General features: G+C 62.9%; 8 protein-coding genes and 1 pseudogene. 1 reads left to right on the forward strand and 8 read right to left on the reverse strand.

What is annotated here, in order from left to right:
* Positions 1-142: 142 nt before the first annotated feature.
* The 5 genes from pstS to OKW41_RS35105 form a co-directional block, all read right to left on the reverse strand.
* Positions 143-1,174, reverse strand: coding sequence for a phosphate ABC transporter substrate-binding protein PstS (gene pstS, locus OKW41_RS35085; protein WP_429575448.1), 1,032 nt, complete (start codon positions 1,172-1,174; stop codon positions 143-145).
* A gap of 420 nt (positions 1,175-1,594) precedes the next feature.
* Positions 1,595-2,953, reverse strand: a complete 1,359-nt coding sequence (gene glmM / locus OKW41_RS35090) for a phosphoglucosamine mutase (RefSeq protein ID WP_429450971.1) — start codon at positions 2,951-2,953, stop codon at positions 1,595-1,597.
* Positions 2,954-2,982: 29 nt separating this feature from the next.
* The gene (gene folP, locus OKW41_RS35095) at positions 2,983-3,882 is read right to left on the reverse strand and encodes a dihydropteroate synthase (RefSeq protein WP_429575449.1); all 900 of its coding nucleotides are present in this window, start codon (positions 3,880-3,882) and stop codon (positions 2,983-2,985) included.
* A gap of 83 nt (positions 3,883-3,965) precedes the next feature.
* On the reverse strand, positions 3,966-5,855 hold the full coding sequence (ftsH, locus tag OKW41_RS35100) for an ATP-dependent zinc metalloprotease FtsH (protein ID WP_018421239.1): 1,890 nt from the start codon (positions 5,853-5,855) through the stop codon (positions 3,966-3,968).
* A gap of 189 nt (positions 5,856-6,044) precedes the next feature.
* Positions 6,045-6,707 (reverse strand): RlmE family RNA methyltransferase, encoded by a 663-nt coding sequence (locus OKW41_RS35105; protein ID WP_429575450.1) that lies wholly within the window; start codon positions 6,705-6,707, stop codon positions 6,045-6,047.
* A gap of 197 nt (positions 6,708-6,904) precedes the next feature.
* On the opposite strand from OKW41_RS35105, the gene OKW41_RS35110 reads away from it, so the two are divergent.
* Positions 6,905-7,432: a YhbY family RNA-binding protein gene (locus OKW41_RS35110; protein ID WP_429575451.1), complete on the forward strand. Its 528-nt coding sequence runs from the start codon at positions 6,905-6,907 to the stop codon at positions 7,430-7,432.
* 204 nt (positions 7,433-7,636) lie between these two features.
* Here the strand turns inward: OKW41_RS35110 and OKW41_RS35115 are convergent, their stop codons facing one another.
* The 3 genes and pseudogenes from OKW41_RS35115 to carB form a co-directional block, all read right to left on the reverse strand.
* On the reverse strand, positions 7,637-8,146 hold the full coding sequence (locus OKW41_RS35115; RefSeq protein WP_429450976.1) for a DUF4149 domain-containing protein: 510 nt from the start codon (positions 8,144-8,146) through the stop codon (positions 7,637-7,639).
* A gap of 20 nt (positions 8,147-8,166) precedes the next feature.
* Positions 8,167-8,643 (reverse strand): transcription elongation factor GreA, encoded by a 477-nt coding sequence (gene greA, locus OKW41_RS35120; RefSeq protein ID WP_026225947.1) that lies wholly within the window; start codon positions 8,641-8,643, stop codon positions 8,167-8,169.
* A 153-nt stretch (positions 8,644-8,796) separates the two neighbouring features.
* A pseudogene (gene carB / locus OKW41_RS35125) lies at positions 8,797-12,052 on the reverse strand (carbamoyl-phosphate synthase large subunit).
* Positions 12,053-12,060 lie beyond the last annotated feature (8 nt).

Raw genomic sequence — 12,060 nt, forward strand, 5'->3', positions numbered from 1 at the left:
TTTCCAGTTGCCGGACGACACATGTCGGGCGGTCGGTGATGCATGCGGCGCATGCCGCGTGAAAGTCACAGGCCGTCCTCGCACGAGGACGGCCGGGGTGCTACAGGGCGCGGCCCAGATCGACCGCGCCAGCTTACGCCTGTTACTCGGCGAGCGTCTTGCCTGCCGAATCCTTGATCTTCTGCTTCCACTGCGTGCGGATTTCCGAGACGACCGACTGCGGCAGCGAGATGTAGTCCAGATCGTTCGCAGCCTGGCCGCCGTTCTTGAACGCCCAGTCGAAGAACTTCAGCGTTTCCGCGCCTTGCGGTGCCTTGTCCTGCGTCGTGTGCAGCAGCACGAACGTCGCGCCGACGATCGGCCATGCGTTCTTGCCCGGCTCGTTCGTCAGGATCTGATAGAACGACTTCGACCAGTCGGCGCCAGCCGCCGCTGCCTTGAACGTGTCGGTCTCCGGTTGAACCACCGCGCCGGATTCGTTCTTCATCGCGACGTAGTTCATGTGGTTCTGCTTGGCGTACGCCCATTCGACGTAACCGATCGCGCCCGGCAGACGCTGCACGAAAGCCGCGACGCCGTCGTTGCCCTTGCCACCCGTGCCGGTCGGCCAGTTGACCGTCGCACCTTCACCGACCTTCGTCTTCCATTCCGGGTTGACCTTCGACAGGTAGTTCGTCCAGATGAAGCTGGTGCCCGAACCGTCGGCGCGGCGCACCACGGCGATGTCCAGATCCGGCAGCTTGACCTTCGGGTTCAGCGCGACGATTGCCGGGTCGTTCCACTTCTTGATCTTGCCCAGGTAGATGTCGCCGAGCACTTCACCCGACAGCACCAGTTCGCCCGGCTTGACGCCCGGCACGTTGACTGCCGGCACCACGCCGCCGACCACCGTCGGGAACTGGAACAGGCCTGCCTTCGCGAGTTCGTCGTCCTTCAGCGGAGCGTCCGACCCTGCGAAATCGACGGTCTTCGCCTCGATCTGCTTGATGCCGCCCGACGAACCGATGCCTTGGTAGTTAACCTTGCCGCCGCCGGTCTTCTGATAAGCGTCGGCCCACTTCGTGTAAATCGGTGCCGCGAACGTGCTGCCCGCGCCGGTGATGTCTGCGGCTTGCGCTGCGATTGCGAAGAGCGCGCCAGCGACGCCAGCGAACACGGTTTGCATCAATTTCATGAGACCTCCAAGGGGGTGTGAGCGTGTGGTGTGAGCGTGAAACTGAACACCGCGAAGCTTAGGGTCTCTTTATGACAAAAACGTGACTGATAATGAATCAAATGTGACAGTAATATTACCCCGTGAAAGGTGCCGAAGCCGCCGAATTGCCGCTTTGCCGATGCCCGTTGCATCGCATTTTTCAAGGTAGACGAAAAAGATGGGGCGCGAACGTTTGCGCTGCGCTCGGAGGTCGTTTTTGTGCGGGATGTGCCGTCCTTTTGGCGGCTGCGGAGTGGGGACTCGATGGGGTGAGGAATGAGCCTTCGTTGGGTGCGAAAGCCCGGCCGCCCAGTTTATGGAGCCCGCTGAATCTTCTGCCTGCGACGCTCAGGCAGGCGGCAAGCGGCCGCCACCGCCCGCCGTCGACTCGGGAATCGATCAGGCCGTCGCTACCCGCACGGCTTCGGCAATCGCTTCAGAATGCTCGAGCGCGTCCGCGACGTTCTGCGCCTCCACCATCACGCGCAGTACCGGCTCGGTGCCCGACGCGCGGATCAGCACGCGGCCGCGGCCGTCGAGCGCGCCTTCGGCCACCTTGATCGCACTGCGGATCGTCTCGCTGCCCTTCCAGTCCGAGCCGGGCTTCATGCGCACGTTGATCAGCTTCTGCGGAAACAGGGTGACACCGTCGAGCAGATCCGCGAGCGATTTGCCGCTGCGCTGCATCGCCGCCAGCACGAGCAGAGCGGACACGATGCCGTCGCCGGTCGAATGGCGATCGAGTGACAGAATGTGGCCCGAACCTTCGGCGCCGAGCTGCCAGCCGTGCTCGCGAAGCTGTTCGAGCACATAGCGGTCGCCGACCGCGGCGCGCACGAACTTGACGCCGACATTCTGCAGCGCGACCTCCACGGCCATGTTGGTCATCAGCGTGCCGACCGCTCCTTCCACGTGGCCGGCGGTCGCGATACGGTCCTTGACCAGCACGTACAACAGCTCGTCGCCGTTGAAAAGGCGGCCGGACTCGTCGACGACCTGCAGACGGTCGGCGTCGCCATCGAGCGCGATACCGAGGTCCGCGTGGTTTGCGCGCACCGCGCGAACCAGCGCATCCGGCGCGGTCGCGCCGACGCCGTCGTTGATATTGAAGCCGTTCGGCGAGACGCCGATCGGGATCACTTCCGCGCCGAGCTCATGGAACACGTGCGGCGCGACGTCGTACGCGGCGCCATGCGCGCAATCGACGACGAGCTTCATGCCGCGCAGGTCGTACGCGGCCGGGAATGTGCTCTTGCAGAACTCGATGTAGCGGCCAGCTGCGTCATCGAGACGGCGCGCTTTGCCCAGTTGCTCGGAGGCCGCGCACGCGAGCGGCAGCTCGAGTTGCTCCTCGATCTGCGCCTCGACGTCGTCCGGCAGCTTGTTGCCGTCGGCCGAGAAGAACTTGATGCCGTTGTCGTAGTACGGGTTGTGCGACGCGCTGATCACGACACCCGCGGCAAGCCGCAGTGCGCGCGTCAGATAGGCGATGCCGGGTGTCGGCATCGGGCCGGCCAGCATCACGTCGACGCCGGCGGCCGAGAAGCCCGATTCGAGCGCGGCTTCGAGCATGTAGCCCGACACCCGCGTGTCCTTGCCGATCAGCACGGTCGGACGGGTGCCTGTTTTCGCCCATTGATCGGCGCCCGCGAGCACTTTGCCGGCCGCATAGCCGAGCCGCAACACGAATTCCGGCGTGATCGGGCCTTCGCCGACCTTGCCTCGAATGCCGTCCGTTCCGAAGTAACGACGTGCCATGTTTGTTCTCCCTGTCCGTGGCTGCGGGTTCAACCGTGCGCGCGGCTCTGCTTGTCCGCGTCGCGCAGGGTTGCCCATACTTTCAATGCATCGACTGTTTGCGCGACGTCGTGTACGCGCAGAATCGCGGCGCCCCGTTCGGCCGCGCACACCGCCGCGGCGATGCTGCCGGCCACGCGCTCCGGCGCCGGCCGCCCCGTCACCGCGCCAACCATCGACTTGCGCGACATGCCCGCAAGAATCGGATACGGCGAAGCGGCGCGCGGAGCCGTGTCGCGCAGATGCGCGAGCAGCGCGTAGTTATGCTCGACGACGACCTTGCCGAAGCCGAAACCCGGATCGACGCTGATACGCTCGCGCGCAATCCCCGCCTGCTGCAACGTCGCGACACGCTCCTCGAGGAAGTGGCGCACTTCGCCGACGACGTCGTCATAGTGCGGCTCGCCCAGCTGCATGGTCTGCGGCTCACCTAGCATATGCATGACACAAAGGCCGCAGTCGCTGTCGCGCACCGCGTCGATCGCGCCGGGCATGCGGAAGCCCCAGATGTCGTTGATCAGGTCGGCCCCCGCGTTCAACGCATGACGCATCACTTCCGGCTTGTACGTATCAACCGACAATGGCACGTTCGCGCCACGCAGTTGCTCGACGAGCGGCAACACGCGCTCCAGCTCTTCGTCGAGCGGCACCGGCGGCGCGCCAGGACGCGTCGATTCCCCGCCGATATCGATGATGTCCGCGCCCTCGAGCATCATGCGCTCGGCCTGGCGCAGCGCATCGCCGCGCATCGCGAACTTGCCGCCATCGGAAAAGGAATCGGGAGTGACGTTCAGGATGCCCATGACCAACGGGCGTTCGAACGTCAGCTTGAAACGGCCACACTGCAGCGGCTCTGGAAGGGGTACGGAAGAAGAATCGACTTTCGACACGTAGCAATGCTTCACTTGGAACGGATAAATGCAAAACGGGCCGGTGTGTAGCACACCGGCCCGCACTTTCTACTGGCTGCCGATCAGGCCGGCGCGGTTGCGCTGCCCGGCTTGACTTCGGTGCCCGGGCTGCCGCCCGACGAGGCGTCGCTTGCCGACGGCGGCGAGCTCTTCGGTGAACGCGGCGGACGGCCTGCCATGATGTCGTTGATCTGATCGGCGTCGATCGTCTCCCACTCCATCAGGGCGGCGGTCATCGCTTCGACCTTGTCGCGGTTCTCTTCGAGCAGGCGCCGTGCGAGATTGTACTGCTCGTCCAGCACATGACGGATTTCCGCGTCGACCTTCTGTTGCGTCGCTTCCGAAATGGTCCGCGTGAAGCCTCGGCCGAACGGCGAAGCGTCGTTCTCGTCGTCGACATAGACCATCGGTCCGAGCGCATCCGTCATGCCGAAGCGGGCGACCATTGCGCGAGCCGTCTGCGTCGCCTTGTTGAAGTCGTCCGACGCGCCGGTGCTGATCAGGTTCAGGAACAGCTCTTCCGCGACGCGGCCACCGAACAGGATGGCAAGACGGTCGAGCAGATATTCCTTCGAGTACGTTTCGTTGTCATGCTCCGGCAATTGCCATGTGACGCCCAGCGCACGGCCGCGCGGAATGATCGTGACCTTGTGCACCGGATCGGCCTTCGGCAACAGCTTCGCGATCACCGCGTGACCCGATTCGTGATACGCGGTAGCACGCTTCGATTCTTCGCGGATCACAGCCGACTTGCGCTCTGGACCCATGAAGATCTTGTCCTTCGCGTCCTCGAAGTCCGTCATTTCGACGATGCGCTTGCCGCGCCGCGCCGCGAACAGTGCTGCTTCGTTGACGAGGTTTGCGAGATCTGCGCCCGAGAAACCCGGCGTGCCGCGCGCGATCACTGCCGCATCGACGTCGTTCGAGATCGGCACCTTGCGCAGGTGCACCTTCATGATGTGCTCGCGGCCGCGAATATCGGGCAGACCCACGTACACCTGACGGTCGAAACGGCCCGGACGCAACAGCGCCTTGTCGAGCACATCCGAACGGTTCGTCGCGGCGATCACGATGACGCCCGAGTTCGCCTCGAAGCCGTCCATTTCGACGAGCATCTGGTTCAGCGTCTGTTCGCGCTCGTCGTTGCCGCCGCCCATGCCGGCGCCTCGATGACGGCCGACCGCGTCGATTTCGTCGATGAACACGATACACGGCGCGTGCTTCTTGGCCTGCTCGAACATGTCGCGCACGCGAGCCGCGCCAACGCCGACGAACATTTCCACGAAATCTGAACCTGAAATGCTGAAGAACGGCACCTTCGCCTCGCCGGCGATGGCGCGCGCGAGCAGCGTCTTACCGGTTCCCGGCGGGCCAACGAGCAGCACGCCGCGCGGAATACGACCACCGAGCTTCTGGAATTTCTGCGGATCGCGCAGGAAGTCGACGAGTTCCGACACTTCTTCCTTGGCTTCGTCGCAACCGGCGACGTCGGTGAAATTGATTGCGTTGTTGTTCTCGTCGATCAGTCGCGCGCGCGACTTGCCAAACGAGAAGGCCCCGCCTTTGCCGCCCCCCTGCATCTGTCGCATCATGTAAAACCAGAAACCAATGATCAAGATCGTCGGTCCGAGGTAATACAGCACGGACATTAGTGCATTGGGTTCGTCGTCAGCCTTGCCGCTCACCTGTACGCCATACTTCATCAGATCGCCGACCATCCAGATGTCGCCTGGCGACACGATCTGGTACTTCTGGCCGTCTGCTGGAGTGACCGTGAGGTTCCGCCCCTGGACAATGACGTTCTTGACTTTGCCGTTCTTCGCGTCGTCCATGAACTGCGAATAGGAAACGCCTTCCTGGACACGGGGCTTGTCGAACTGCTTGAACACCGTAAACAGCACCAGTGCGATCACCAGCCACACTGCTGCTTTCGAAAACATATTGTTGTTCAAAGCACCACTCCTTCACTTAGACGGGCGCCTACATTTGCCTTGCGGCACCACGAAAGCATTCTAATCCAGTCCGCAGACCCCTGCCATAACGTTTCACTACCACGGAAATAGGGTAGCGGGCCGGCTTGACGCCCGTCTCCGGACGCTTGGGCTCATTATTGGCAGAGATGCAACCGGCTCGCCGCATCCCTACGCGGGACGCTTCAGATGCTTACCCAAAATAAATGTTTCTGATGATTTATCCCGCGACGCCTTCGGCTTGCGGGCCGCCACCACCTTGAATTGGCGTTTGAACTTTTCGACAATCTGACTATATCCGCTGCCGTGAAAGCATTTGACTAAAAGGGCACCATCCAGCTTCAGGTGATTTTGCGCGAATTCGAGCGCGAGATCGCATAAATGCTCGATCCGAGCCGCATCCGCGATCGCCACGCCCGACAGGTTGGGCGCCATATCCGAAATTACAAGGTCTACCTGGCGCGCACCGACCAATTCTTCGAGCTGGACCAGCACCGAGTCTTCGCGGAAATCGCCCTGGATGAAGTGCACGTCGGCCACCGGCTCCATCGGCAGAATGTCCAAAGCGATGATCGTGCCGTCGATGCCACCTTCGCGCTCCGCGTTGCGCTGCGAGCCGCCCGCGAGCTTGTTGCGCACGTACTGGCTCCAGCTGCCCGGCGAGGAACCGAGATCGACGATTACCTGCCCGGGACGGATCAGCTTGTCCTGCTCGTCGATTTCCTTGAGCTTGTAGGCCGCGCGGGCGCGATAACCTTCCCGCTGCGCCATTTTGACGTACGGATCGTTGATGTGGTCGTGCAGCCACGCGGTATTGAACTTGTTTTTTGCCATTAAAGATTGAACTATTGCTGCGTCGGGTCGCGCTTTAGGGGATAATACGCGGTTAATTCGCGCGGCCCCCGCCAGACTGGCGGCGATCCGCGATTCTGTTGTTCTGACGCGCGCCCTGCTGAATCGAGTCGCCCGAATCGCTCGGCGATCGGACGAAAACGCAGGAGCCGCCATTTTAGTCGAGTCTTCCACTTTTCATGCCAGCCCTCAAAGTCTCTTCCGACCAACGCGCCGAGTTGCGCTCCCAGGCACATGCGCTCAAACCGGTCGTGCTCGTCGGCGCCGAAGGCTTGACCGACGCTGTGCTCGCCGAAATCAAGGTGCACCTCGCCGCGCATCAACTGATCAAAATTCGTGTGTTCGGCGATGAGCGCGAGGAGCGCATCGCTATCTACGAAGAAATCTGCGACGCGTTGAACGCTGCACCGATCCAGCATATCGGCAAGCTGCTCGTGATCTGGAAGCCAGAATCGGCACCGCCGGCGGCAAAAGCGAAGCGCGGCGCGTTGCCGAGCGCCCGCGAAGCGGCGGCCGAAGAAACCCGGCCGGCCAAGGGACGCCCACCCCGCATCGTCAAGGTCGCCAAGCCGACAGACGTGCCGATGCGCAAGCCGCGAGCGAAAGCGGTGCTGGTGCGCGGCAATGAACGCGTGACGCAGGGCGGCAACATCAAGCGCGCGAAGAAGCGTCAAACCAGCGCGAAGCGTTCGCATCAGTCGAAGTAAGAGAACACGCGCCCAAGGTGCGGACCGACTCCGCACTGCGCATTGGCGGCCTTGAGCGCGAGGCCCGAAGCAGCGCGAATGAACCGTAGTTGGCCACCGGAATCGCGACGATTCGTCGCAATGTGATGAGGTTCATCGCGGGCATCGGCATCGGCCCGGCGGCCATGGCACGCGCACCGTCACACCATCAGCCACCCGCGAGCTTCAGCCCGCCACCTTGCCCGTGACGTCGCGCGCGCCCTCTTCCTCGGCCGCGGCACCAACAGGCGCCGGCAGCAGCCAAACGAGCGCAACCCCTAGCAGGCTCTCGATCAGGTAGAACAGACTGGACACGCCATGCAGGATGCCGAAGCGCGTCGCATAAACGGAATGCCCGATATCGCTGCCCGCCTCGAGCGCCGCCACGCGCATCGCGTTCATGAACGGCTGCAACGCGAAATAGCCAACCAGCACGCATACGAGCATACCGGCGAGCAGCCAGCGCAAGCGGCGATATGCGCCACTCCCGCGCCGCACGAGCAAATTGGCGAGACCGAGCAGCAAAATGCCGCACACGACGCCAATCACACCCTGAATACGAAACAACTGCGCGGCGACGGCGCCCGCCGTCATCCGGTCGAGCGTCGTGAACAGCACGGGCGCAACCGCATAGCCGATAGTCAACAGACTACCGACCCACACCACCGTCAACAGGCGGAAAAAACGATGCGGCATCAAAGGCACCGGCGCCACCCTCAGATGTAGCTGACCGCGATGATTTCGTATTCGCGCACGCCGCCCGGCGCTTGCACCGACGCGACGTCGCCTTCCGACTTGCCGATCAGCGCACGCGCGATCGGCGAGCTGATCGAGATCAGGCCGTGGTCGATGTCCGCTTCGTCGTCGCCGACGATCTGGTATTTGACCGACGCACCCGACTCGAGGTCTTCGAGCTCGAGCGTCGCGCCGAACACCACGCGGCCGTCCGCTTCCACTTGCGACGGATCGATCACCTGCGCGCCCGCGAGCTTCGACTCGATTTCGGCGATACGGCCTTCGATGAAGCCCTGCTTTTCCTTCGCAGCGTCGTATTCCGCATTTTCCGACAGATCGCCCTGGGCGCGCGCTTCCGCGATCGAGTTGATCACGGCCGGACGTTCAACCGATTTCAGGCGCTGCAATTCATCGCGCAGCATGTCTGCGCCGCGCTTCGTCAATGGAATAGTGCTCATAAACAACTCTGGAGGCAAAAAACGGCCATAAAAAAAATCACCGCGGTTAAGTGCATTCCGCGAAAGCCGCCGCCCGTGGACAAACCCGGGCCGCAGCACCTGCGGAACGCCGCTTAACCGCGGCACTTACATCTTGGACAGCTAGTCGAAGCCTTAGTTTAGGCGAGCATGGAGTCCTTGTAAATCATAGACTTCGAGGTTCTTCAGATAACGAAGACCCTCCACCGCCGCGCGTGCGCCCGACATCGTCGTGTAGTAGGTGACCTTGTTCGCCTGCGCGCTCATGCGGATCGAACGCGAATCGGCGATCGCCGCGCGCGTTTCGTCGACGGTCGTGAAGACGAGCGCGATCTCGCCGTTCTTGATCATGTCGACGATGTGCGGACGGCCGTCCTTCACCTTGTTGACGACCTTGACTGGCACGCCGGCCGCTTCGATCGCGGCAGCCGTGCCCTTGGTCGCGACGATCGGGTAGCCGAGCTCGTGCAGCATGCGCGCGACTTCGACTGCCTTCGGTTTGTCGGCGTCCATCACGGTCAGCAGCACCGTGCCCGATTCGGGCAGCCGCGAACCCGCCGCGAGCTGCGACTTGAACAGAGCCTCGCCGAACGTCTGGCCGACGCCCATTACTTCGCCGGTCGAACGCATTTCAGGTCCGAGCACCGGGTCGACCGCCGGGAACTTGACGAACGGGAACACCGCTTCCTTCACGCTGAAGTACGGCGGCTCGACTTCCTTCGTCACGCCTTGCGCGGCGAGCTTCTGGCCGACCATCGCGCGCGCTGCGATCTTCGCGAGCGGCAGGCTGGTCGCCTTCGACACGTACGGCACCGTGCGCGACGCGCGCGGGTTCACTTCGAGCACGTAGATGATGTCGTCCTTCGAGCCGTCAGCCTGCGGTACCTGCTGAATCGCGAACTGCACGTTCATCAGGCCGACCACGTTCAGCGCCTTCGCCATCGCGGCGGTCTGGCGCTTCAGTTCGGCCACGGTCGACTTCGATAGCGAATACGGCGGCAGCGAGCAGGCCGAGTCGCCCGAGTGCACGCCCGCCTGTTCGATGTGCTCCATCACGCCGCCGATGAACACGGCATCGCCATCGGAAATGCAATCCACGTCGCATTCGATCGCGTCGTTCAGGAAACGGTCGAGCAGCACCGGCGAGTCGTTCGACACCTTCACCGCCTCGCGCATATAGCGCTCGAGATCTCGCGGCTCGTGGACGATTTCCATCGCGCGGCCGCCCAGCACGTACGACGGACGCACGACGAGCGGATAGCCGATTTCGTCGGCGAGCTTCAGTGCTTCGTCTTCGGCGCGCGCGGTGCGGTTCGGCGGCTGGCGCAGACCGAGGTCCTGCAGCAGCTTCTGGAAGCGCTCGCGGTCTTCGGCCGCGTCGATCATGTCCGGCGACGTACCGATGATCGGCACACCGTTCGCCTCGAGGTCGAGCGCGAGCTTCAGCGGCGTCTGGCCGCCGTACTGCACGATCACGCCGACCGGCTTTTCCTTGTCGACGATTTCGAGCACGTCTTCGAGCGTCAGCGATTCGAAGTACAGACGGTCGGAGGTGTCGTAGTCGGTCGACACGGTTTCGGGGTTGCAGTTGACCATGATCGTTTCATAGCCGTCCTCGCGCATCGCGAGCGCGGCATGCACGCAGCAGTAGTCGAACTCGATACCCTGGCCGATCCGGTTCGGGCCGCCGCCCAGCACCATGATCTTCTTGTTGCTGGTCGGATTCGCTTCGCACTCTTCCTCGTAGGTCGAATACATGTACGCGGTCCTGGTTGCGAACTCGGCCGCGCAGGTGTCGACGCGCTTATACACCGGACGCACGTTCAACTCGATACGACGCGCGCGCACGTCCGCCGGCTTCGCGCCGAGCAACTTGGCCAGACGACGATCCGAGAAGCCGCTCTGTTTCAGATACTTCAGCTCCTCCTTCGTCAGGCTCGCCAGCGCGCGGCCTGCCAGCGCCTTTTCCTTCAGCACGATCTGCTCGATCTGCGCGAGGAACCACGGGTCGATTGCGGTCTCCTCGAAGATCTCTTGCGCGCCCATGCCCACACGGAACGCGTCGCCAACATACCAGATGCGATCCGGACCAGCTTCGCCGATCTCGCGGATGATCTCATCGCGATTGGCGGTCTTTTCATCGAGACCGTCGACGCCGACTTCGAGGCCGCGCAGCGCCTTCTGGAATGACTCCTGGAACGTGCGGCCAATCGCCATCACTTCGCCTACCGACTTCATCTGCGTGGTCAGGCGCGAATCGGCTTCACGGAATTTCTCGAACGCGAAACGGGGGATCTTCGTGACGACGTAGTCGATCGTCGGTTCGAACGACGCCGGGGGTCTGGCCGCCGGTGATTTCGTTCTTGAGTTCATCCAGCGTGTAGCCGACCGCCAGCTTCGCCGCGACCTTCGCGATCGGGAAGCCGGTTGCCTTCGACGCCAGCGCCGACGAGCGCGACACGCGCGGGTTCATTTCGATCACGATCATGCGGCCGTCTTTTGGATTGATCGAGAACTGCACGTTCGATCCGCCGGTGTCGACGCCGATCTCGCGCAGCACCGCGAGCGACGCGTTACGCAGAATCTGGTATTCCTTGTCGGTCAGGGTCTGCGCCGGCGCGACGGTGATCGAGTCGCCGGTGTGGATGCCCATCGGGTCGAGGTTTTCGATCGAGCAGACGATGATGCAGTTATCCGACTTGTCGCGGACCACTTCCATTTCGTACTCTTTCCAGCCGAGCAGCGACTCTTCGATCAGCAACTCGCGCGTCGGCGACAGGTCGAGACCGCGCTTGCAGATCTCTTCGAACTCGTCGCGGTTGTACGCGATGCCGCCGCCCGAGCCGCCCAGCGTGAACGACGGACGGATCACGACCGGATAGCCGCCGCTGCCAGTTTCCACGGCGATCTTCGCCTGTACCTGCAGCGCTTCTTCCATCGAATGCGCGGTGCCCGACTTGGCCGAACCGAGGCCGATCTTCGTCATCGCGTCCTTGAACTTCTGACGGTCTTCCGCCTTCTCGATCGCTTCCGGCGATGCGCCGATCAGCTCGACCTCGTACTTCGCCAGCACGCCGTGCGCGTGCAGGTCGAGCGCGCAGTTCAGCGCGGTCTGGCCGCCCATCGTCGGCAGGATCGCGTCCGGGCGCTCCTTCGCGATGATGCGCTCGACCACTTCCCACGTGATCGGCTCGATATAGGTCACGTCGGCCGTGTTCGGGTCGGTCATGATCGTCGCCGGATTGCTGTTGACGAGAATGACCTTGTAGCCTTCCTCACGCAGCGCCTTGCATGCCTGCGCGCCCGAATAATCGAACTCGCACGCCTGACCGATGATGATCGGACCCGCGCCGATGATGAGGATGCTCTTGATGTCTGTCCGCTTGGGCATAACGCTCT

Source organism: Paraburkholderia sp. UCT70, assembly GCF_050434085.1.
GTDB classification, from domain to species: Bacteria; Pseudomonadota; Gammaproteobacteria; order Burkholderiales; family Burkholderiaceae; genus Paraburkholderia; species Paraburkholderia tuberum.

Bases quoted from the DNA above. Each gene is read 5' to 3' on its own strand.
- OKW41_RS35105 (WP_429575450.1), bottom strand. From the start codon at position 6,707: ATGGCAAAAAACAAGTTCAATACCGCGTGGCTGCACGACCACATCAAC.
- greA (WP_026225947.1), bottom strand. From the start codon at position 8,643: ATGAGCACTATTCCATTGACGAAGCGCGGCGCAGACATGCTGCGCGAT.
- OKW41_RS35110 (WP_429575451.1), top strand. From the start codon at position 6,905: ATGCCAGCCCTCAAAGTCTCTTCCGACCAACGCGCCGAGTTGCGCTCC.
- pstS (WP_429575448.1), bottom strand. From the start codon at position 1,174: ATGAAATTGATGCAAACCGTGTTCGCTGGCGTCGCTGGCGCGCTCTTC.
- OKW41_RS35115 (WP_429450976.1), bottom strand. From the start codon at position 8,146: ATGCCGCATCGTTTTTTCCGCCTGTTGACGGTGGTGTGGGTCGGTAGT.
- glmM (WP_429450971.1), bottom strand. From the start codon at position 2,953: ATGGCACGTCGTTACTTCGGAACGGACGGCATTCGAGGCAAGGTCGGC.